This is a genomic window from Streptomyces sp. NPDC048277 (genome assembly GCF_040652235.1).
Lineage (GTDB): Bacteria > Actinomycetota > Actinomycetes > Streptomycetales > Streptomycetaceae > Streptomyces.
In genome coordinates this window covers 203,660-225,839 of sequence record NZ_JBEZLQ010000001.1, presented here as the reverse complement: position 1 = coordinate 225,839, position 22,180 = coordinate 203,660, and the positions used below count along the sequence as shown (strand labels likewise).

16 protein-coding genes and 1 pseudogene are annotated in these 22,180 nt (G+C 69.6%); 8 read left to right on the top strand and 9 right to left on the bottom strand.

Going from position 1 to position 22,180, the window contains the following annotated elements:
• Positions 1 to 2,823 (top strand): poly(A) polymerase, encoded by a 2,823-nt coding sequence (locus AB0D85_RS01115; protein WP_362312157.1) that lies wholly within the window; start codon positions 1 to 3, stop codon positions 2,821 to 2,823.
• A gap of 530 nt (positions 2,824 to 3,353) precedes the next feature.
• Here the strand turns inward: AB0D85_RS01115 and AB0D85_RS01110 are convergent.
• The 4 genes from AB0D85_RS01110 to AB0D85_RS01095 all read right to left on the bottom strand — a co-directional run bounded on the left by AB0D85_RS01110 (position 3,354) and on the right by AB0D85_RS01095 (position 9,474).
• Positions 3,354 to 3,566, bottom strand: coding sequence for a bacteriocin immunity protein (locus AB0D85_RS01110; RefSeq protein WP_316773517.1), 213 nt, complete (start codon positions 3,564 to 3,566; stop codon positions 3,354 to 3,356).
• 27 nt (positions 3,567 to 3,593) lie between these two features.
• Positions 3,594 to 8,222, bottom strand: a complete 4,629-nt coding sequence (locus tag AB0D85_RS01105) for a DUF6531 domain-containing protein (protein WP_362312155.1) — start codon at positions 8,220 to 8,222, stop codon at positions 3,594 to 3,596.
• Between the two features lie 116 nt (positions 8,223 to 8,338).
• Positions 8,339 to 8,803, bottom strand: a complete 465-nt coding sequence (locus AB0D85_RS01100) for a hypothetical protein (protein ID WP_362312153.1) — start codon at positions 8,801 to 8,803, stop codon at positions 8,339 to 8,341.
• Positions 8,804 to 8,826: 23 nt separating this feature from the next.
• Positions 8,827 to 9,474, bottom strand: a complete 648-nt coding sequence (locus AB0D85_RS01095; protein WP_362312152.1) for a hypothetical protein — start codon at positions 9,472 to 9,474, stop codon at positions 8,827 to 8,829.
• Positions 9,475 to 9,552: 78 nt separating this feature from the next.
• On the opposite strand from AB0D85_RS01095, the gene AB0D85_RS01090 reads away from it, so the two are divergent.
• Together AB0D85_RS01090 and AB0D85_RS01085 are read left to right on the top strand one after the other, a co-directional pair.
• The gene (locus tag AB0D85_RS01090; RefSeq protein ID WP_362312149.1) at positions 9,553 to 9,903 is read left to right on the top strand and encodes a hypothetical protein; all 351 of its coding nucleotides are present in this window, start codon (positions 9,553 to 9,555) and stop codon (positions 9,901 to 9,903) included.
• 38 nt (positions 9,904 to 9,941) lie between these two features.
• Positions 9,942 to 10,166: pseudogene (locus AB0D85_RS01085) on the top strand (isochorismatase family protein); the annotation flags it as partial.
• Positions 10,167 to 10,326: 160 nt separating this feature from the next.
• Here AB0D85_RS01085 and AB0D85_RS01080 read toward each other — a convergent pair.
• The 3 genes from AB0D85_RS01080 to AB0D85_RS01070 all read right to left on the bottom strand — a co-directional run bounded on the left by AB0D85_RS01080 (position 10,327) and on the right by AB0D85_RS01070 (position 12,565).
• A complete protein-coding gene (locus AB0D85_RS01080; RefSeq protein ID WP_362313412.1) occupies positions 10,327 to 10,875 on the bottom strand; it encodes a hypothetical protein in 549 nt (182 codons plus the stop codon).
• Positions 10,876 to 11,465: 590 nt separating this feature from the next.
• A complete protein-coding gene (locus tag AB0D85_RS01075) occupies positions 11,466 to 11,693 on the bottom strand; it encodes a DUF397 domain-containing protein (RefSeq protein ID WP_362312148.1) in 228 nt (75 codons plus the stop codon).
• Positions 11,690 to 12,565 carry a helix-turn-helix transcriptional regulator gene (locus AB0D85_RS01070; RefSeq protein ID WP_362312147.1) on the bottom strand — a complete coding sequence of 292 codons (876 nt, stop codon included), beginning with the start codon at positions 12,563 to 12,565 and terminating at the stop codon, positions 11,690 to 11,692. The genes AB0D85_RS01075 and AB0D85_RS01070 overlap by 4 nt, the downstream gene beginning before the upstream one ends.
• Before the next feature lie 157 nt (positions 12,566 to 12,722).
• Here AB0D85_RS01070 and AB0D85_RS01065 point away from each other — a divergent pair, with 157 nt between their 5' ends.
• The 5 genes from AB0D85_RS01065 to AB0D85_RS01045 all read left to right on the top strand — a co-directional run bounded on the left by AB0D85_RS01065 (position 12,723) and on the right by AB0D85_RS01045 (position 17,737).
• On the top strand, positions 12,723 to 13,157 hold the full coding sequence (locus tag AB0D85_RS01065) for an ATP-binding protein (RefSeq protein WP_362312145.1): 435 nt from the start codon (positions 12,723 to 12,725) through the stop codon (positions 13,155 to 13,157).
• A 344-nt stretch (positions 13,158 to 13,501) separates the two neighbouring features.
• On the top strand, positions 13,502 to 14,293 hold the full coding sequence (locus AB0D85_RS01060) for a helix-turn-helix domain-containing protein (RefSeq protein ID WP_362312143.1): 792 nt from the start codon (positions 13,502 to 13,504) through the stop codon (positions 14,291 to 14,293).
• 45 nt (positions 14,294 to 14,338) lie between these two features.
• A complete protein-coding gene (locus AB0D85_RS01055) occupies positions 14,339 to 15,238 on the top strand; it encodes a hypothetical protein (RefSeq protein WP_362312141.1) in 900 nt (299 codons plus the stop codon).
• Between the two features lie 146 nt (positions 15,239 to 15,384).
• Entirely contained in the window at positions 15,385 to 16,230 is an 846-nt protein-coding gene (locus AB0D85_RS01050) for an FkbM family methyltransferase (protein ID WP_362312139.1), read from the top strand.
• Between the two features lie 151 nt (positions 16,231 to 16,381).
• Entirely contained in the window at positions 16,382 to 17,737 is a 1,356-nt protein-coding gene (locus AB0D85_RS01045) for a S41 family peptidase (RefSeq protein WP_362312137.1), read from the top strand.
• A gap of 6 nt (positions 17,738 to 17,743) precedes the next feature.
• On the opposite strand, the gene AB0D85_RS01040 is transcribed toward AB0D85_RS01045, so the two are convergent.
• Both AB0D85_RS01040 and tuf read right to left on the bottom strand, forming a co-directional pair.
• Positions 17,744 to 20,740 (bottom strand): glycosyl hydrolase 115 family protein, encoded by a 2,997-nt coding sequence (locus AB0D85_RS01040; protein ID WP_362312135.1) that lies wholly within the window; start codon positions 20,738 to 20,740, stop codon positions 17,744 to 17,746.
• A 192-nt stretch (positions 20,741 to 20,932) separates the two neighbouring features.
• Positions 20,933 to 22,126: an elongation factor Tu gene (gene tuf, locus AB0D85_RS01035; protein ID WP_362312133.1), complete on the bottom strand. Its 1,194-nt coding sequence runs from the start codon at positions 22,124 to 22,126 to the stop codon at positions 20,933 to 20,935.
• Positions 22,127 to 22,180: the final 54 nt, after the last annotated feature.

Genomic DNA, 22,180 nt, shown 5'->3' with positions numbered 1-22,180 from the left:
GTGCGTACGAGCGAGGAGATCTATCACCGGGTGCGCTGGGACGCGCGCTTCGACCCGGCGCGCTTCGTCCTCGGCGTCCTCCAGCGCGGCGCCGCGACCAAGCGGGTCCCGCTGCCCGCGTTCGTGCCCGGGGGCGAGATCCCCTGGCACCGGGTGCTGTTCATCGAGGCCGACGGCGAGGTGGTGTGGGACCGGGCCACGGGGGTGGACCGGATCGACGCGACGGAGGCGGGGCGGGTCCGGGAGGCCCGGCTGCTCCGGGCGCCGTTCTTCACGGCGCGTACGCCGTACGCGTGGGACGGCGAGGACTGGCGGCCCGCGCGACGCGGGGACGCGTCCGGCGGTGTACGGGTATCCGGCGGTGTACGGCTGTCCGGCGGTGTGCGGGTACTGACCTGGAACACCCTCTGGGACCGGTACGACGCCGACCGCATCGACAGTGCCCGGCGCAGGCCTCTCCTGCTGCGGGCCCTGCGCGACGCGGACGTGGACGTGATCGCGTTGCAGGAGGTCGAGGCGGAACTCCTCGCCCTGCTGCTGGCCGAGGAGTGGGTGCGGGCGGGCTGGACCCTGGGCACGGACCCGCGGGGGCGGGACGTCGACGCGTGCGGTCTGCTGCTGCTGAGCCGGTTGCCCATCCGTGAGGCCGCGCACCACGAACTCGGCCCGCACAAGGCGGTGACCGCCCTCGTCGTGGAGGCGGGCGGACGGCCCGTGGTCATCGCGGCGACCCATCTGAGCAGCGACCACTCGGAGAACGGCGCGGAGCGGCGCACGGCGGAACTCACCCGCGTCGCCGAGGGGCTCGCGGGCGTGGACGCCGAGCTGGTCCTGATGGGCGACTTCAACGACGGCGGCCGCACACCGCAGGTGACGCTGGGCCTGCGGGACGCGTGGAGCGAGGTGCACGGCGCCGACGACACGACCCCGACCTTCGACCCGGCCGGCAATCCGCTGGCCGCGGTCTCGTCGCTGACGGGCCGGGCCTCGCGGCTGGACCGGGTGCTGCTGCGCGGGGAGGGGCTGCGGGTACGGTGCGCCGAACTGTGCGGTGACGTGCCGTCGGCGGAGGGGACGTACATCTCCGACCACTACGGTGTCCTGGCCGAGCTCGCGGTGGGCGTTCCGGAGGCGGACACCCTGGAGTACCTCGCCGAAGGGCCGACGCCCCGTACGGCACTGGCGTGGCTGCCTCCCGAGGAGCTGTGGGCCCCGCTGCAGGAGATCCGCCGGGACCACGACCCGCAGATCCGCCGCTGGCCACCGCATGTGAACCTGCTCTTCGGGTTCGTACCGGAACACGCCTTCGAGCGGGCGGCGGCGGTGCTCGCGGCGGCCGCCACCGCTCCCTTCGACGCCCGGCTGGAGGGGGTGCAGTGGTTCGGCCACCGGGACGACGCGACCGTCTGGCTCGACCCCGCGGCCGCGGGTGAGGAACCCTGGGCCGACCTGCACCGCACGCTCCTGCGCCACTTCCCGCGCTGCGGCGGCCGGCACCCGGGGTTCACCCCGCACCTCAGCCTGGGCCGCACCACCGACCCGAACACCCTGGCCGACGCCTGCGCGACCCGGCTCGCCCCGATGCCGGTGAGGGTCGGCGAGTTGGCACTGCTGTCGCGGCGCGGGGACGAGCCGATGCGGGTGCGGGCCACGGTGACGCTGGGAACGGGCGAGGTGCGGTGGACGGAGGAGGCCGCGGGGAGCGGGGCGCGGGACATGGTGGCGCGGCTGGCCGAGGAGACCACCCGCCGTGTCGAGGACGCGCTCCCCGACGGCGTCGTCCATGTCGTCGGCTCCCGGCGTATGGGCTGCGCGCTGCCCGGTGCGGACCTGGACCTGGTGGCGGTACTGCCCGGCACGGCCGAACTCCCCGCCGTACAGGCACGGTTGACCACAGCCTTCCCCGAGGCGACGGACGTGCGTGAGGTGGTCGGGGCCCGTGTACCCGGTCTGCGGCTGCGGATCGACGGGCTGGACGTGGACCTGGTCGTGGTCGCCGCGGGCTCGACGGACCCCGCGGAGGCGGTTTCACGCCGGACCGAGCTGGGCGAGGCGGCCGCGATCGCGCTCAGCGCGGTGAGCGACGCCGACGCGGTACTGGCCTCGGTGGGCGGGCACGGGCCTGCCTTCGCCCGGCTGGCCACGCAGGTCAAGGCATGGGCGAAGGCCCGGGGCCTGGACTCGGCACCGTTCGGAGGTCTGCCGGGCCTGGCCTGGTCGATCCTGGCCGCCCGCACCACGGCCGAGGCCGGCGACCTCGCACCGGGCGATCTCCTACGGCACTTCTTCGCGACGTGGGCGGCCTGGGACTGGCGGGAGCCGGTGGGCCGGACAGCCGATCGCCCCCAGCCCCTTCTCCCCGCCCCTCTCCCCCTCACCATCACGACACCCTCCGCTCCCGTACGCCCCTGCACCGACCAGGTGACGGCGGGCATGCGCGACCTGGTGGCCCAAGAGCTGTTCCGGGCCTGGGAGTTGCTGGAGGGAACCACGGACCCCTACCCCCGGGCCGAACTCCTCGCCCCTCCCCCGCTCCACCGCCGCCACGCGGCCTGGGCGGTCCTGACGGTGGGTGCGGACGCGGACGAGGGCCGGGTGCGGGGCAGGATGCGAGCCCTCGTCACCGACCTCTCGGCGTCGGCCCCCGACTGCCACGCCTGGCCCCGCCCCTTCACCACGCACCCCGTCCGCTACGCCATCGGCCTGGGCTCCACCCCGCCGACCGCCGCCGATCTCACGGCTCTCGCGGAACGCCGACTGCGCGGCCTGACCGGAGTCACGCTGACGCGGACCGAAGGGGGCGGGGTACCGACCCTGCGCTGACGCTCCACGTCGGACGGCGCGCGCTCAGAAGCCCCAGGGGTCGGGATGAGGCTTGGCCGCGGGGTCCTCGGACCAGGTCAGACCGAACCTCGATCTGGTCCCCGGTGAGCCCGAGGAGCCGATCGACGGCCCAGCCGTTCCTCACCGTTCCGCTTCGGCTTGGACGACCAGCCCGGTGGGTCGCTCCGCTTCGCCGCCCAAACGCTGCCAGCGCATGGCCGACTCTCGTCCGTGCCGTTCGGACACAGCGTCCCGTAGTCGCTCAGGCTCGGCAGAAGCCGGTAGACCGCCGGGCCCCCTCGGGGCTGCCAGACATACAGGGCGTACTCGTCCGGCTCGGAGCCCGGTGTACGGACGGGGACGAGCCGGCCGGTCTGGTCCAGCCGCTCCTGCCCGACCCGGTCGACAAGGCGTCGGCTCAGGATCGGGGCACCCGCTACACGGCGGAAGGGAGATCCATGGTCCCTTCCGGGGTGTCCGGGTCGGCCACGGTCACCATCGCTCCGCGCGACGTCGGAAGAACGCCTGGATCACAACTCGATCGGACGGTAGGCCAGTGCCTGATCCACCACTTCCTCAGCCGTGAGATCTCGGTCCGAATAGTAGATCAAATCGGTCACCCTAGGATGCGGCACGCTCTGCTTCAGTTCCTCCACCAGCGCATCCTCCTCCGCCTCGGGGAGACGTGCGTCAATGAGCTGCTGCACCATCTGAATGAGTTCTTCACGCGTTTTCGAGATCACGCAATTCACCCTCTCGACCTGATCCTGCTAACTGCCGAAATGGTAACCACCGTCCAGGACCTCCTTATGGTATCGCGGCGTTACGACCACCAGGTTGTCGAGGTCGTATACGCCGCCACCTCGCCCGATGGGTTGAACGTGATGCAGCACGTAACGCCCCTGGCCCGGAATGGCCTGATCGACAGCAGTGAAGGGCGCCTTCCCGTCGGCCATGGCCGTCTGGCCCGACTTCTTGAACTGTCCGGCCAGTTCCGGATTCTTGGAGACCTCTTCCCAGAACGCCGCCCTGAAGTGGTCAAAACTCTTGAACTCGCGCCCTTGCAGCCCGCGGGCCACCTGCCCGGGAATTCTCCCTGCATTTCCATGGCTCCCCCTCAGCCACTTGCCGGTGATATCCGGAAGCCGGTCGCCTCCTGTGACCATGCCCGGAGAATTGCGAAGCTCCGTCGCACTCTTCCGGGCCGCGATCGCGCAGGGCGTGAGGCCAAGCGGATCGCCCCATGTGTGCGGATTATGCACATATGCAACAGGATTGGGGGCCGGCTCCAGTCCGAGCGGGTCCTGGGTGAGATAGAGAGCCGTTTCAGGGTCGTAGTAACGAAAGCAGTTGTAGTGCAGGCCCGTTTCCGGGTCGTGGTACTGCCCCGGAAAACGGAGCGGCGTGTGAGCAGTGCTGTTCGCCGCCCACGCGGTGACACCCCACAGGGTGCTGCAGGCGCGCCCGGCGACGTTCCCGGTTTCGTCGACGAGTTCGGTCGGAGTGCCGACGACATCGGTGACGATCGCGAAGAAGCGGGCATCGACCTCGTCCTGGGGTGCGTCCGCGGCCGACATCCGCTCCGTCTGGGCCACCGGCGCCAAGCCTTGGTAGTCCCAGGTGAGGGTGACCAGGTTGTCGAGTGACGTCGATGTGGTGGTCTGTTCGCAGAGAGCCGTACCGTCCCAGGTGAACTCGACCCGTTCGACCACGGTGACACCGTCGTCGGCGAGCCGCAGTTTCGCCGCCCTGCGTCCCAACGGGTCGTATTTGTACCGCCAGTGCGAGCCGTCGGGCGTGATGACCGAGATGAGCCGGTCCTCGGCATCCCAGGTGTAACGCCAGGTGTCGGGCTTGCGGGACAGTCGCGTCTTCTGCCGCAGGGTCACCCGGCCGAGTTCGTCGTGTTCGTAGCGGACCTTCCCGGCCCGTGTAAGCCGTGTACCGCGGTATGCGCGCTCTCCGGTGGCTTCGTGGCCGGGGTGGGTGCCGGGCCAGTCGGCCTGAGTCTGGTTGCCGGCACTGTCGTAGGCGTAGGCCTCGGTCCAGTTGTCCGCCCGCACCGCGGTCACCCGCCCGGCGGCGTCCAGATCGAAGCGACGGCTTCCGAGGAACGAGCCGTCGACCCCGGTCAGATTCCCGTCGGCCCGGTAGGCAAAGGACCGGTGCAGGACGGACGGGCTGCCGGTGCCCGTGATCGTCTGGCTCGTCAGGCGCCCCGCCTCGTCGAACGCCTGGGCCAAGGTCGCGGCGGCGCCGATGCGCCGCGTCACCTCCCGGCCCGCCGCATCATGCTCGAAGTCGATGGCTCGTCCGGAGCTGACCAGACGGGTGAGCCGCCCCGCTTCGCCGTAGGTACGGCCGCTCGTGGCACCGGAAGGGGTGACACGGCCCACAAGCTGCCCCGCCACGTCATAGGAATGAGTCACGGTCCGTCCGTCGACCGTCTCGGCCAGGAGACGGCCGACGCTGTCGCGCTCAAGGATGAGCGCGCAGTCGGGTCCGGTGGCATGCGTGAGGTTGCCGAGCAGGTCGTACGCCCACGTGGTGACGGCCCCGCACGAGTCCTTGCGCACCAGCTGACCGAGGACGTCATAGGCGAAGGTGACGGTCTGGCCGAGTGCGTCGGTGCGGGAAACAAGGCGCCCGGCGGCATCGTGGGCATAAGTGAGGACGCGACCGTCGTAGTCGGTCTCCGATTTCAGACGACCGGCTCGGTCATAGTCGTAACTCCAGCTCAGGCCCAGAGGGTTGGTGACGCGGACGAGCCGCAGGGACGCGTCGTAGGAGAACTCGTGGCGGGACCCGTCCGGGCCTGTGCGGGCCGCGAGCAGATCGAAGTGGGTGTAGTCGGAACGGGACACCTGCCCCAACTGGTCGATGTGGCTGGTGCAGTTGCCTTCGCCGTCGTAGCTCCACTCCTCCACGGCACCGTCCGCTGTCGTACGGCGGCGAAGCCGACCCTCCGTCGACCAGGCCAGTCGCGTGGTGTGCCCCAGCTCATCGGTGAGGGTGACGGGGTTCCCGAACGCGTCACGTTCCCAGCTGGTGGCACCCAGCTGGTCGGTGACCTCAAGAGGCAGGCCCGCACGATCGCAACGCACGGTGGTCGTGCGGCCCAGAGGATCGGTGACGGTGAGGGGATGACCTTCTGGCGTGTAGGTGCTGCGAGCCGTTGCACCACCCGGATCGGTGATCGACGTGCAGTTACCGCGTTCGTCGTAGGAGTACCGCCATGAGCTGCCGTCCGGCAGGCTCACGCACGTGGTGAGATGGAGATCGTTGTACTCGTATCGGACCGTGACGCCGTCGGGTCCCGTGATCGCGACCGGCCGCCCCAGTTCGTTGACGCCGATCCTCGTGGTGTGGCCGAGCTGATCCGTCGTCGAGGTGACGTGCTGGTGGGCGTCATAGCCGGTGCGCACCATACCGCCCAGCGGGTCGATCTCGGCGATGACGAGGCATCGCTCGTCGACGACGAAACGACTGGTGGCACCGTCCGCGCCGGTGACCTCCGTGATACGGCAGTCGGGCCAGGCAGGGGCGGCCTGGTCGTAGACGAAGGTGTTGGCCATGTGCCCGGCCTCACCGCCTTGGGCGACGCACCGGTCCTGCTCGTCGTAGGTGTACGCATAGCGGCGGTGGTTCGTGTCCTGCCATGACGTGATGCGCTGCCGCTCGTCGTAGGTGAATCGCGTAGGCATGCCGGCCGAGTCGGCGACTTCGGTGAGGTTCCCGGCGATGTACCCGTACTGCTTGACCGTGACGTCCCGCCCGTCTTCGCCCGCGCCGACCAGTCCCAACCCGGTGACGTACCCGTCTTCCACGGTGACCTTGAGGTGATACCCACCGGAGTGCCGGATGGCCTGAGGAGCACCCTCGTCGTCGTAGTCGAAGTCGATGGTGTTGCGGTTGCGGTCGGCTATTCGCTCCACGAGCGCCACGCCACCGGCAGGAGCGGCGAAGCGACGGCTGATGCCCGTGAGCGGCTCGGTGATGAGGTAGCCACCCGCGTCCAGGCGGGTCAGCGGCCAGGAAGGGCCGCTCTCAGGAGTTACGGAGACCGCGGGCCCCCCGGGGTGCGGATACGCCAGCAGCATGCCGTCCTCGGTGACGAACACGACCCCGTGCTCGTCGATTTCGAGGCGCTGGTCGACCGTGGAGGACCAACTGGGTCCGAACCACCGCCCCGAGCGGCAACCCGATGAGGCACGGCGGGTGAAGTCAAAGGCCAGGGTTCCCGGCAAGGCGACATCGGTCTGAGCCAGGTACATGTGTCCCGTGGCCGGATCGATCGGGTCGCCGCATCCTTTGATCAGGCCCTTCAGCCTGCTGTAGGCGCCCTTTGAGCCTTCCGCGAGCAATCCTCGGGCGGACTTGAGGCCCCGCAGCCCTCCAGCCATCGCCTTCATGCCGCCCTTGATGTTCTTCAGTTCCTTGAGCCCCTTGGCGAGCTTGCCGAGGCTGGTGATGCCCTTGCCGCCGGGTATGCAGTCGAGTGCGGCGAAGGCCACGTCCCACAGGGATGCTTGGCCCTTGGAGTATTTGTAGAGGGTGTCCGCGAGGACCACGAGCGCGGCCACCAGCACGATCGCGCCGAGGATCGGCCCGCCGATGATCATCGCGATGATTCCGACGACCGCGACGACGACCTTGCAGACGGTGACGATGGTGTCCCAGTTGTCCTCGAACCAGTGGCCCACGTCCTGCCACCAGTGCCGGTTCGGGATCCCGGCATCCGAGGCCTCGTCGATCTTCCGCTTCGCCTCACCCGCAGCGTCGTCACGCATCTTCCGCGCGTCCTCGGCCATCTTCTTCGCGGCATCGAGGGCGCTCTGCGCGCTGGTGACGTCCGACTGGGCCTGGGTGTGGGCGGACTTGGCGCTCTGCACGTCCCGGGTGGCGGCCCGGACCTTGCCCTCGTCCGGCTTGTCGGCGCTGGACTTACTGCCGGTGGGGTCGTCCTTGTACTTGTCCGCTTCCTTCGTCGCCCGCGTCACCCACGAATCGGCCGAGGACAGACGGGACTTGGCGGAGGAGAGATCGGACTGGGCCTCCTTCGCCTTCGCCAGGGCCTTGTCGGCAAGCGCCTGCGCACGCTCCAGCTTCGGCCAGTAGTCCGCGAGCGCGTCACCGCACAGCTCGTACGACTTCTTCAGCTTCTTCAGGTTCTTCGGAACGTCCTTGAACTGCTCCTTGAACACCTCCGCCGACTTGCCCGCCCACTGCAGGAGCGTGTCCTCACCCGCCATCCCCTTCACCAGACGCAACGCGTCCGAGACATCGTCCGCGAAGGAGTGGAGCCGGGTGGCGAGGGTGCGGACGCGTTGCGGATCGCCGGGTGTCGGGTCCCTGTCGAGGTCGAGTGGATGCCAGTCCGCCGGTCGGTACCCCGCCATAACCCCGCAACCCCCGTCGCGTACGTCCCATCAACAAGCCTGTGCACACGCGAACTTACAAGGAACGGCCGTTCGAGGTGAAGCCCGATGGTTAAGGCAGCCGCGTCAGCAAGAGCTCAGCTTCGCGACCCGCGCAGCGCCTGCCGGCCGTCTTCGGCCGCGTCCGTGATGCACAGCCACCAGTACTCCAGCTTGTCGTGCACCCTCACATACAGCCGCAGACGCTTGAGCCACGGCGGCAGGTCCCGGTGGGGCACGAAGGTCAGGGTGTCCCTGATCGCGTCCTCGGCCGGGCCGCCGAGGCCCTCCGCGCGCAGTGCCGCGTACAGCTCCGGGGTCAGCCGGCCGTTGAGGCGGGCCGCGGTGCCGGCGGCGGTGAAGGCGTACCCTCGCTGGTTCCGGTCCGGCAGGCCGATCGCACGGACGATCCGCGGGGACGCCTCCTCCAGCGGGCAGTTGAAGGCCAGGCCGATCACCGCCGTACCGAGATGATCCTCGCCGCGCTCGAACGCGGCATCCCACTCCGCCGGGTCGTCGAGACCCAGCAGACCCTCGCCACTCGCCCAGTCCGGAGAGTCCACTCCGCTCAGTCCGCTCAGTCCGCTCAGTCCACGAACCGGAACGTCGACGTGATCGCGTCGAAGATGTCGAAGAAGGAGTCGGCGAGGTCGAGGACCTGGCTGCTGCCCGCCACCAGCGCGACCTTGCCCTCCTGGCCGGGGACCGGGATGAAGGTCTGCATCAGGACCGCTCGGATCGTGCGGCCCAGGCTGTCCTCGGGGATCGGGATGTCCTCGATGCCGTACGTCCGGGCCGCGGGGCCGACGCCGGGGATGTCGACGGTCGTCACCTTGCGCCAGGAGTCGCCCTCCCGGTGGGCCTCCTTGGGCGCGAGCTGGGCGGCGATGGCGGCCGGGTCGTTGGAGAGGGGCGCGCCCTCGCGTGTACGGCCGCCGACCAGCGACACCGTGACCGAGCCCGTGATCGGGGTGTCCCCGCCGAAGCTCTCCGCCATGCAGCCGCAGTACATCGCGCCCGACTTCCACGCGTCCGCCGCGGACTTGCGCAGGAAGCCGACGTAGGTGTCGCGGTACTGCGCGAGCTCCGGGTACTGCGCGACCCGCTCGTTCACCATCCGCCGGATCGAGTCGTCCCGCGACTCCGGCCGCACGTCGAACTCCCACCACGACTCCGGCACCTTGATCCGGAAACCGCCGCGCTCGATCGTGAGCGTCTCCATGTAGCGGGCCATGGTGTACGTCGTCCCCCGTCTGATGGTCTGATATACGGTGCGGCCAGACTACGAGATGCGCGAACGGGGGACGGTCACGTGGGCAAAGGCAAGAGCGACCTCGCGATACCGCTGAGCGAGCTGGAGGACTACGGCCGTCAGCTGCGTTCCATCAAGGAACGTCTCAACCACACCAAGAAGATGTTCGAGTCCTACCGGGACGACATCGGCAGCGGCACGGTCTACGACGCCCTCGACGACTTCGAGTCCAACTGGCACGACGGCCGCGAGGACATCACCAAGCAAATCGATTCGCTGGCCGACATGTCCGACACGGTGGTCCGCGAGTTCAAGAAGCTGGACGACGACCTCGCGAAGAAGGCGAAGGACGCGGTACGGCCGGAGGGCCAGCAGCAACCGCAGAGTGGCGGCGGGAACAAGGCGGAGTAGTCCGCGCTCTCCGGGGACAGACTCACGACGAGGCACGCCTGGGGAGGGTCGCCCAGCTGGCGGATCGGGCCCGCGCCGCCGACGTACCGGTGGTCTACCTGCGGCAGCAGTTCGGTCAGGTGCGCCCGGAGTGGCTCGAAGTTCATCCGACGCTGACGCCCCGGCCGGGGGACGTCGTCCTGGACAAGGACAGCGCGGACTCGTTCCTCGGCACGGCACTCGGCGAGGTCCTGGCCGAGCTGGCGGTACACCGTCTCGTCGTCACCGGCTACGCCTCCGACTTCTGCGTCGACTCCACCAGCCGCAGCGCACTCTCTCACGGCCGCGCAGATCGTCGCCCATCACAACGAGATCTTCTCGGGCATCCAGTACGCGGGTCGGTCGGTCACCGTGGCCCCTGCGGCGGAGGTCCGCTTCGGCGCCTCACCGGCCGTCTGAACGGTCGATGTCGTCCATGTTCCACGCCTGCGGCAGTTCGCCGCCGCAGAAGACACAGACGAAGTCGGCCTCCCGGACGATGTTGTGCTCCGCGCAGGTCGGGCAGCGGCGGAACACCACCTCGTGGGTGAAGGCGGCGGGGCGGCGGAGCGGGATGCCATCGAGTGCGCGGGCCACCGCGGTCCACGACGTGACGTCGGGGCAGTAGCCCGTCGACTGGTTACTCACCTCTCCCACCGACCAGTTACCTGCCTCGCTCACGAAGGCGATCTCCCCGGCGCCGAACACGGCCGCTCCGCCCGCGCAGGCCACGTGCTCGCTCCGGCGAGGGGCCAGTCGTAGCAGCCCGTCGAGGCCGACGACGTACGTAAACGGCTCGGTCAGCTCCGCCCGCGCCTGCCGTCCGGCCCACGCCTCGAAGTCGGCCACGGAGGTGATGCGGGTGCCGGGGTCCGTGGATCGCCGTGCCGTGACGGCGAGTTCGGCGGGGCCGACATAGCGGTAGCCGCGCTCCGGCGGGCCGCCGCCGAGCAGTTCCTCCAGCGTCCTGTCGTACGACCGGAACCCCGCCTTGACGTGGTCCGCAGTGGATGAGTCCGGGCGGAGCGCCGACGGCAGAAGGGCGACTCGCCACGTGCGGTGGACGTGGTGCGGGGTGATGTTCCCAGCCGGGTCCGCCAGGTCGCAGGCGGCGGTGAGGATCTCGATGACCTGGGGTGCGCCGGTAGCAGCGTCCGTACCCGCGTCGAGGGTCACTCCCACCAACATGTCCAGGAGCTCGGTCAGTTGGAGGTCGGCGGCCATGCGGCACATACGGCGTACGACCGACGGGGACGGGTCGTGCAGGCTCTCGACCCCAGTCACTCCTGCAGACCAGAGGACGAGGAGCGGCGCGGACAGGTCGTAGTCGCGGAAATAGCCCATCTCGTCGGCGATCGCCGCCGCCTCGTCACGGTCGAAGGCGCAGAGCGCGCAGACCGCGGTGAAGAGGCGGTCCCACTGCTGCCGTCTGCCCGCCAGGAACGCGCCGACCGAGACGTCGGCGAACGACCAGGTGCCGGTGGCGTTCAGCGCACCCACGGCCACGACCGCTCCGAGGGGTGCGAACAGCTCGCGGGCGTACCTCACTCGCCGACGACGGCCGCGTGGGAAAGGAAGGCCGTCCAGGTGGCGGGCGGGAAGGCGAGGTGGGGGCCGCGGGAGGGGGCCGCGGTGTTCTTGGAGTCGCGCACGTGGACGGTGGCGGGGCTGAGGGCGACTTCGACGCAGGAGTCGCCCTCGCTGCCACTGCTGTAGCTGCTCTTGAACCACGTCAGACCGGAGGCGTCCTCGGCCGAGGTCCTGCGGATCATGTCTCCCCCAGCAGTTGTTCGATGAAGGCCGTCGACTCACGCGGAGTGAGCGCCTGCGCCCGGATGATGCCATACCGCAGTTCAAGGATACGGAGCTGCTTCGGATCGGACACCGGTCGGCCGTTGGCCACTGCTGGCGAACGCCCCACCGCCGAGCCGTCCTCGGACTTCAGCACCTCGATTCCGCCGTCGACCCCGGCGTGCTCGTCACGGTCCATCGGCATCACCTGAAGCTCGACGTTCCGCAACTGCGCTGCCTCCAGCAGGTGTTCCAGCTGTTGACGGAGCACCGCGCGCCCGCCGAGCGGTCGCCGAAGCGTCCATTCCTCCAGGACGAAGCTGAGTTCGGGCGCCGGGTCCCGCGCGAAGACGGTCTTACGGGCCACGCGTGCGGCGATGAACCGCTCCACCTCGTCCCCGGTGTACGCCGGGCGACGCATCAGGAGCAGCCCGCGCGCGTATTCGGGTGTCTGCAACAACCCGTGGATGTGGAGCGGGTCGTAGAGCTGGAGCTCCACCGCACTCGCCTCCAGCTGCGCCAGGTCACGCACCTTCTTGGGGTACCGGACCCGCCCTACGTCCTCCTTCATCGCCGAGAGCAGCCCGCCCGCCCCCAGCACCTCGTCCGCCCTGTCCAGGTACTCCGGCCGGGGAATCCGCTTCCCACCTTCGATTTTGTAGACCATGTCCTCCCCGTACCCGACCGCCACCCCGAACTCGGCGGCCCGCATCCCCACCGCCTCCCGCCGCAGCTTCAGCTGGCGCCCGACGGTCGCGATGACCGCGACGCCCCACTCGTCATCAGGGTCCACCTCCCAACCCGGCTCGTCCGCCTCGCTCCTGAGCCGCCCCACCGCGCCGTCCACGCTCATCCCGCCACCCCTCAGTCGTACGACCGTGCCTCGACGACGCCCTACCCGTACGACCGCGTCCGACAGCCCGGACAGCGCCGGACAAGCAGCGGACAGTGACCGTACGCAACGACTCCGTCACTGTTCACGGTAGGCGCAGGCGGCCACGCTGAGTGACGTGAACCAGGAAATCTCCACCCCCCTCGACTGCCCGATCCGCAACTTCAGCGTGCTGCTGTCACCCACACGCAGAGGAGCCCGGCTGGCACGGCTGCTGGCGACCGAGCAACTGCGGTCCTGGGGGCTGCCGTCAGAAGACGCGGCGCACGTCGTCGCGGAACTCGCGGCCAACGCGGCGACGCACGGGCGGACGGCGGGCCGTGGTTTCCGGCTGTTGATGTACGTCGTCAGGAACACGGTCCGTATCGAGGTGACCGACACCTGCGAGGAGCACCGCCCCCGCGTGCAACTCCCCTCCGGGGAGGACGAGAACGGTCGCGGACTGGTGATCGTCGACGCCCTCGCCGACCGCTGGGGCGTCTCCCTCGGGCCCCGTCCCCGCAAGACCGTCTGGGCCGAAGTGACCGTCACGCGGTCCGCCGCGAGACGGTGACGCCCGCCGCCAAGTAGTTAAAAACCCCGGGGAAATTCCCCTCCCCAACCCCACCCGCCTCCCCGCCGCCGCCCGTCACCCTCCGGAGTGAACATGGCCAACTGGGCTGGATTCGGTGCCGGTTGCCGGGCATATGCTCGCCGCGACAACACCGGGTGACGGCCAGGGCAACACACGGTCACCCGTCATCCGCGACGCACATACGACGGCCCCCGGCCGGGACTAGCGATCCCGATCGAGGGCCTGACCACCTAGGAAGCACTACCTTCCCGATGGATGCAGAGCACACTAGCGCGCCCTCGCGCCCCCGGTCAGCCGTTCCCGGGTCGAACCCCTCGTACGGGGTGACCCACGTCAACGTCCGGCTCACCACGCGGTACACGGTGGTCGACAACCGCCTTCTCCAGCACCGCGAACTCTCCCTCACCGCGATCGGACTCGCCGGCCACATCCAGTCGCTGCCGACCGGTGCCCGCGTGGACATCAAGTCCCTGACCGGGCGCTTCCCGGAGGGCGAGGTGCGGATCGCGGCGGCGCTGCGCGAACTGGAGGCCCACGGCTACCTGTCCCGGACGCGTGAGCGGCTGCCGAACGGCCGGATGGTCTCGCGGACGGTGTCGTACAACCGGCCGACGGGGGCAGAGGAGGGACGAGAGGTTACGCCGCCACCGGCACCGGCACCGGCGCCCCGCCCGGATCGGACACATCCCCCGGCAGCACCGCCGCCGCGCCCGCCGAAGCCGCCTCTGCCGGAACCCACGCGCAGCACGCCCGATCCGCAGCGCACGGCCGCCACCCTCCTCTCCCGCCTCCACCACGACGACCCCCGCCTCCTCCTCCCCGAACGCGAGGTACGACGGCTCGCCCCGGCCGTCGACGCCTGGCTGGAACGCGGCGCCTCGCCCGAAGCCGTACGCCGCACCCTCACCTCCTGCCTCCCGGCCGAGCCGCTCCGCCACCCAGCGGGCCTCCTGGCCCACCGCCTCACGGAGTACCTGCCACCGCCACCACCGCCCGCCCCACCGCGTCCGCTCCCCTTCCAGGACTGCGACGGCTGCGACCGCCCGTTCCGCGCGGCGCAACCCGGCCGCTGCCGTGACTGCCGCACCCATCGGCCGCTGCAGAGAACGGCCTGACCACCCAGGTCCGTACGACTACGACGAGAGGCCTCGACCCCCCTCATGGTCAGTTCCCCGCACGAAGCGATGCACCGGATCTTCCAGCAGGATCCGGGGCTCTTCCCCCGAGCCGTAAGGGCGCTCGGCGTCTCCTTCGGCGATCCGGTCTCGGCGTCGCCGTTTCCCACGGACCTGACGGAGAACCGCCCCCTGGAACGCCGCGTCGACACACTCCTCCGCCTCGACACGGTGAAAGACGGCAGCTTCCTGCTCGCCGTGGAGGCCCAGGGAGGACAGGACGCCGACAAGCCCGCCAGCTGGGCCTATTACCTGGCGCATCTCTACGCCAAGTACAAGATGCCGGCGGTACTGCTGGTCGTCTGCCGGGACAGGCACACGGCCGCCTGGGCGGCACAGCAGGTCAGTCTGGGTCCCCCGCAGTGGCCCACCCTCACCCTGCGCCCGCTCGTCCTCGGCCCGGACACCGTGCCCGTCATCGACACTCCTGAAGCGGCCGCCAAGGACATCTCCCTCGCGGTGCTGTCGTCCGCGCTGCACAGCCGTGCGCCGGAGTCCGATGCCATACTGAAAGCACTGGCAGCCGCTCTGAAGGGCCTGCAGGCCGACGACGAAGACACCGCGAGCATCTACATCGAGCTCACCGAACAAGGCCTGGGCAAGACGCCGGCCGCAGACCTCTGGAGGCACCTCATGGCCGTCGACCTCTCCATCTTCCAGTCCCAGACGGCCCAGGCCCTGCGCGCCGAAGGCCGCTCAGAAGGCCTCTCCCACGGCCTCGCCGAAGCCCTCCTCGTCGTCCTCGCCGGTCGCGGCGTCGGCATCAGCGACGAAGCCCGCGACCGCATCACCTCCTGCGACGACCACGACACCCTCACCACCTGGCTGACCCGCGCCGCGACGGCCACCACCACCGCCGAACTCTTCGCCGACGCCGACGACTAGCCAGCCGAAGTAAAAGGACGGGTGAATTCCAGGTTATTTGGAATGGTCATCCCTCGAAAAGGCTACTCACATCTGCCTGTGAGCAGCCTTTTCAGAATATTTTCGGGGCCTGTGACATTCTCTGACCTTGGCTTTACCATCACCCAATGCGTATTTCCGAGGTCGAAGCCGCCAACGCCCGCATGCTGGCCCACGCACCGTCGGTCAGGCCGGTCGCCACCGGGGACATCATCCGCGTGCACCGCAAGAAGTTCCCGTACCGGGGCTACGTGGAGATCGAGTCGCCGTACTGTCCGCCGTTCGTGATGTTCTGCGTGAACGACGATGCGGTCGCCATGGACACGCTGTGGAACGGGACGTTCGGCTACGAGCCCGGCACCCTCGCCACCTGGTCCCGGCTGGCCGCGCGGAGTTCGACGATCGCGGACGTCGGCGCACACGTCGGCTACTTCTCGATGATCGCCGCGCTCGCCAACCCGCAGGCGAAGGTGCATTCCTTCGAACCGGTCGACCAGATCCACGCCCGGCTCTCGGTGAACGTCCGCTCCAACGGCCTCCAGAACGTCAAACTCCACCAGGCCGGCGTCTCCAGCGCGCCCGGCTGGGCCGACATCAGCGTCCGTTTCTCCGGGAACCTGCTCTCCACCGGCTCCACCCTGGAGGGCGCCGCCCCCGACGCCCAGCTCAAGCGCATCCAGCTCCTCACCCTCGACGAGGTGTTCGCCGACACCAGGCTGGAGCTCGTCAAGATCGACGTGGAGGGGCACGAGATGTCGGTGCTGCGCGGAGCCCGCCAGGTGCTGAAGCGCGACCGGCCGACCCTGGTGATGGAGGCCCTGGTCGACGCGGCCCTCGGCGAACTCGTCGCCGAGTTCGAGCCGTTCGGGTACGACGTCCACTGGATCGCCGAGCACGACGGTGCGTTGGTGCCCTGGAACGAGCCCCGGCCGCCGCACACCCGCAACCTGCTCTTCACTCCGCAGGCTCCGTAGCCTCCGTAGCCTCCGCGGGCTCCGCGGGCTTCATAGGGCTGAGGCTGTCCCCCACCCCCGTGCCACCCGTCTGCCGGATGGCCCGGACCCCCGGCGTCCGGCAACGTGATGGACGCAAGCGTCAGTCGCGTGTGGGTGGAAGGACGCCATCGTGCGAAACGTCGTCGGGACCGCAGCTCTTCTCCTCACCCTGGCCGTCGCCGTCTCGGCGCCGGAGGCACTCGAAGCCAGGGCGAGCAGGGACGGCGTGTGGCGTACGGACGGGTACGGCACCGTTCTCGCCGTCGACGGCCGGGGGATTCAGGAGTACCAGACGACCGCCGTCAGCTGTCTCAAGGGGGACTTCTCGGAGGCGGCGAAGCAGAGGACGTACGACTCCGACGGCGACGTCCTCACCATGCGGCTGGCAGCCGACGGCGAGCACGCGCAGCTCAGCGCGGACAGTTCGGTCGGGCATCGGCAGCTGCGACGGATCGCTTCCCTCCCCGCCGCCTGCACCCGCCCGCCCTCGACCGACCCCCGCACCGCCTTCGACGTCTTCTGGCAGTCCTTCGAGGAGAACTACCCCTTCTTCGCGGCCAAGGGCATCGACTGGCACGCGGCACGGGACCGCTACCGGCCCCTCGTGCACAAGGACACCACCCGCGCCGAACTCTTCGACGTCTTCAGCCGCATGATCACCCCGCTCCACGACGCACACGTTCTCGTCGAGGACGGCGACCGCCACTACGGCGTGGTGCGACCGGGCACCGTCGTACCGTCCCCGGAACTCGACGCCAAGGTGAAGAAGTTCGTCCTCGCCCACGACCTCAAGGGAGCCACCGACCGGCGGGACTTCGCGGACGGCCTCATCACCTTCGCGGACCTCGGCAAGGGCCTGGCGTATCTACGCATCGCCGACTTCGACGGATACGACCCGGACGACGACGCGCACTCCGCCGACCTCGCCGAACTCGACCGGGCACTGCACCCCCTCCTCACCGGCTCCCTCCGGGGCCTGATCATCGACCTCCGTGTCAACGGCGGCGGCTCCGACGCCCTCGGCATCCACATCGCCGAACGCCTCACGGACACGCCGTACGTCGCCTACTCCAAGCGCGCCCGCAACGACCCGGCCGACCCCACCAGGCACACGCGCCCCGAGCCGATCCCGGTCACCCCTGCGCGCGGCCCCCGCTACACCGGCCCGATCGCCCTCCTCACCGGCGGCTCGACGGTCAGCGCCGGCGAGACCTTCACCCAGGCCCTGATCGACCGCCCCGGCCGCACGATCCGCATCGGCCAGCCGACGCAGGGCGTCTTCTCGGACGTCCTGGTCCGCAACCTCCCCAACGGCATGTCCCTCTGGCTCCCGAACGAGGAGTACCTCACCCGCACCGGCCACACCTTCGACGGCCCCGGAATCCCACCACAGATCACCGAACCGGTCTTCACGGGCGACGAGTTCACGAGGGGACGGGACTCCGCGTTCGACCGGGCGGTGCTCTTGCTCAGGCCCGCCCCCTGACCTCTCCTACACCCGTCGGCTCTCCAGCGGGCCCAGATACGTCGGTGTCAGGCCGCCCGTGTCGATCACCAGCCGTTGCAGCACCACCGTGGGGTCCACCGCGCTGAACTTCAGGCGGTGGACCCCGGCGCGTGCGATGACGTGTCTCGTCGCCGAGCGGTTCACGTTGTCCGACGTGTTGCGTGCCCAGACCGTGTTCAGCAGGCCGTCGTCCGCGCCCGCCGTGATGTCCACCGGCCGGGGCTCGTCGTCGTCGAAGGACAGCGCGTAGTGCAGTCCCGCGGAGGACAGCGCCGGGTTGCGCGGCGACAGGTACGCCCACACCGTCACCTCACCCGCCGCCAGCAGGCTCACCTCGTACTCCAGACGGGGCGCGGAATCCGCGGTCCAGCCGCCGGTCACCGGCCACGCCGTCATCCCCGCCCCGGTCCGGCCGATCCCCTCCAGCCGGCGCCACTGCCCGACCGCGCGGTCGTAGTGCTCCGCGTCGATCGCCACATAGCCGCCCGCTTCGACGAAGCCCCGCAGGCCGCGGGCCGAGGGCCGCTCGGCGACGCACGTCACCGTCACCGACTCCCCCGCCCCGCTCACCGTCAGCACCCCGGAGGACCGTCCGGCCGGTGCCCGCGACCAGTGCACCCGGACCTCCAGCCTGACCTGCTGGGTCACCCGGCCCCGCGGCCGGTCCACCACCAGCCAAGGAACCGAGGAGTCCACCCGGTAGTCGAAGGGGGTACGGCCCCGGTTGAAGACCTCGACGTACTGCTGCGGCCTGGTCTGGTACGGGCTGAACGACGGCAAGAAGTCGACAGCCGTCCCCTCGTCGCCGTCCACCGACACCCCCAGCCCCGCCGCCTCCGGCACCTCGATCCGTCGTACCGCGGGGAAGAGCACGTCCGGCAGCGCCACGTTGTCCTTCTCCGGCTGCTGCCAGGGCGCGTTGGGGCCGTACCGGTCCACGTCGCCGTAGTCGATGTGGGGCTGGGTCTGGAAGCCCTTCCATTTGCCCCCGGCCACCTGGGAGTTGAAGCGGTCGGCCAGGGCGAAGTCCCGCTCCAGCCCCTGTTCCGCCTCCGCCGCGCGGTCGTTCGTCGCCGCCCTGCCCTGCCGGGCGTACCGGAGATTCGTGAACTCGGCCTCCCGCAGCGCGTACAGGTTCGCGGTCGCCGCCACCTCGTAGCCGACCAGCTCGAACCACGCGTCCTGCGCGGCCTCCGGCAGCCGGCGGGCGATCCGCGCCGCCCGCCGTCCCAGCTCCCGCCACTCCTCGGTGACCCGCTCCAACTCACGGTGGGCGAAGGAGAACGGCGTCTGCTGGTCGTCGTACACCACCTCGCCGGTGTCGGCGAGCGTGATCCGGCGGTTCAGCAGTTCCGGTTTGCGGCGGGCCTGCAACCGGCCGTACGCGGCGAGCAGTTCGGCCGTCTCCTCCGCCACCGCCGCGCCGAAGTTCTGTCGCGCGTACCGCCGTTCCCACTCGCCCAGTCGGTCGGCGTCCCAGCGCGACGGATCCCACGCGTAGGTGAGGAAGAACTCCGTCGGAAGCTCGTTGCCCTTCAGGTCGCCCACGTTCGCCACCCAGAGGCCGTGGTTGCCGTAGGCGTGCGCCTGGTGGAGCTGGTCCCAGACGTTGCGGAGGTTCGCCGTGTCGACCCACTTGTAGTTGCGGCCTGCTCCGACGTAGTCGAAGTGGTAGTAGAGGCCGTAGCCGCCGGCGCGCGGCTCGTCCGGGGAGGGGTGCTTGCGGATGTTGCCCCAGTTGTCGTCCGTCAGGACCACCGTGACATCGTCCGGTGCGCGCAGACCGCGGTCCCAGTAGCGCTGGACCTCCTTGTAGAGCGTCCACACCTGCGGGGTCTCGGCGGCCGGTCTCCCCGTCACCTCCTCGATGATCCCCCGCTGCGCCGCGATGATCTCCTGCATCAGCTCGATGCCGTCCCCGTCGGGGAGGCTGGTGTCGCCGTTGCCGCGCATGCCCAGCGTCACCACCCCCTCGAAGCCCTCGTCCACCATGCGCTGGATGCCGGCCCGCCAGTACGCCTTGATCGCCGACGAGTTGCGGCGGTACGACCACTCGCCCGTGCCTCCGTAGGGGTCGGTGCCGGCGCCCGCGTGCCGGTTCCACTCCTCGATCCCCCGCATCATCGGCGCCTCATGAGACGTGCCCATGACAACGCCGTACTCCGCGGCCCGCCGGTGGTTCTCCGGGTCGTCCTCCGCGAACGCCCTCCCCCACACCGCCGGCCAGAGGTAGTTGCCCTTCAGCCGCAGCAGCACCTCGAAAACGCGGGCGTAGAAGTCCGCGTTGAAGCCGCCCGGGTAGCCGGGTGCCTTGCCGGGGCCGAAGTGGGCGGGGGCCCAGGTCCCGAGCGCCGGGTTCTCGTCGTTGACGAAGAAGCCCCGATACCGCACCGCCGGCGTGCCCTGGGTGAAGCGGCCGGGCAGCACCCACACCCGGTCGCGGTGCACCGGCGGTACGTCGTCCCACCAGTACCAGGGCGAGACCCCGATGCCGTACGAGACGTCGTACGCCCCGAAGATCGTGCCGCGCGGATCGCTGCCCGCGATGACGAAGGCCCGGTCGACGCCGGGCAGGGGATGGTCGACCACCGTCTGGAGCGAGGTCTCCCAGCGGCCGCGGAGCCCCGACACGTCCAGTCTGCCGGCGGCCACCAGGCCGTCGATCAGGGGGCTGCGGCCGATCGTGCCGACCAGCACGGCGTGCCGGGCGATCGTCGCGCCCGGCCTGACGTCCGTCACCCGTTCGAGGTCGTCGCGGAGGTCGCCGGCCACCCGTACCACCCCCGGGTGGTCCTCGGCGCTCACCACGACCGGGGCGCCGACCAGCGAGAACGCCCCGCCGGTGAAGGAGATGTACGCACCCGGGTCCGTCACCCGCGGCTCATCGCCGGCGCCCTCGGCCCACGCGTTTCCCGACGACAGCACCGGTACCGCGGCCGCACCGACACCTGCGCCCAGCACAGCCCTCCGGCTGACAGACATGGCCCACCCCTCCACCCGAATTTGGTCAGCGGCATGACAAATAGTGGGGTGAGTGGCCCGTGCGAACCAGGGGTCGTACGCGCCGAATAGTTTCGAGCCGCACAGACATCCGGGAATGCCGAAGGGGCCCGTACGACCGAAGTCGTACGAGCCCCTTCAGAGTCCTGCCAGGTCAGCCCTTGCGGGCCGAGATCACTTGTTGATCTTGGTGACCTGGCCGGCGCCGACCGTGCGGCCACCCTCACGGATGGCGAACTTCAGGCCCTCTTCCATGGCGATGGGCTGGATGAGCTCCACCTTCATCTCGGTGTTGTCACCCGGCATGACCATCTCGGTGCCCTCGGGGAGGGTCACCACGCCGGTCACGTCCGTCGTACGGAAGTAGAACTGCGGACGGTAGTTGTTGAAGAACGGCGTGTGGCGGCCACCCTCGTCCTTGGAGAGGATGTAGGCCTGCGCCTCGAACTCGGTGTGCGGGGTGACCGAGCCCGGCTTGATGATGACCTGGCCGCGCTCGACGTCCTCGCGCTTGATGCCACGGAGGAGCAGACCGACGTTCTCACCGGCCTGGCCCTCGTCGAGCAGCTTGCGGAACATCTCGATGCCGGTGACCGTGGTGGTGGTCTTCTCGGTCTTGATGCCGATGATGTCGACGGTCTCGTTGACCTTGAGGACACCACGCTCGATACGACCGGTGACGACGGTGCCACGACCGGTGATCGTGAAGACGTCCTCGATCGGCATCAGGAACGGCTTGTCGACGTCACGCTCGGGCTGCGGGATGGACTCGTCGACGGCCTTCATCAGGTCGAGGACGGTCTGGGTCCACTCAGGGTCGCCCTCAAGAGCCTTGAGCGCGGAGACCTTGACGACCGGCAGGTCGTCGCCCGGGAACTCGTACTCGGAGAGCAGCTCACGGACCTCGAGCTCGACGAGCTCCATGATCTCCTCGTCGTCCACCATGTCGGCCTTGTTCAGGGCGACGACGATGTACGGAACGCCGACCTGGCGGGCCAGGAGCACGTGCTCCTTGGTCTGCGGCATCGGGCCGTCGGTGGCGGCGACAACCAGGATCGCGCCGTCCATCTGCGCGGCACCGGTGATCATGTTCTTGATGTAGTCCGCGTGACCCGGGCAGTCGACGTGGGCGTAGTGACGGGTCTCCGTCTGGTACTCGACGTGCGCGATGGAGATGGTGATACCGCGCTGACGCTCCTCGGGCGCCTTGTCGATGTTGTCGAACGCGGTGGCCTCGTTCAGGTCCGGGTACGCGTCGTGCAGCACCTTGGTAATGGCGGCCGTGAGGGTCGTCTTACCGTGGTCGATGTGACCGATGGTGCCGATGTTGACGTGCGGCTTAGTCCGCTCGAACTTCGCCTTCGCCACTGGGGTCCTCCTGTGGAGTGGTTCTGTACGCCTGGGTTCAGTCGGCGCCAGGTG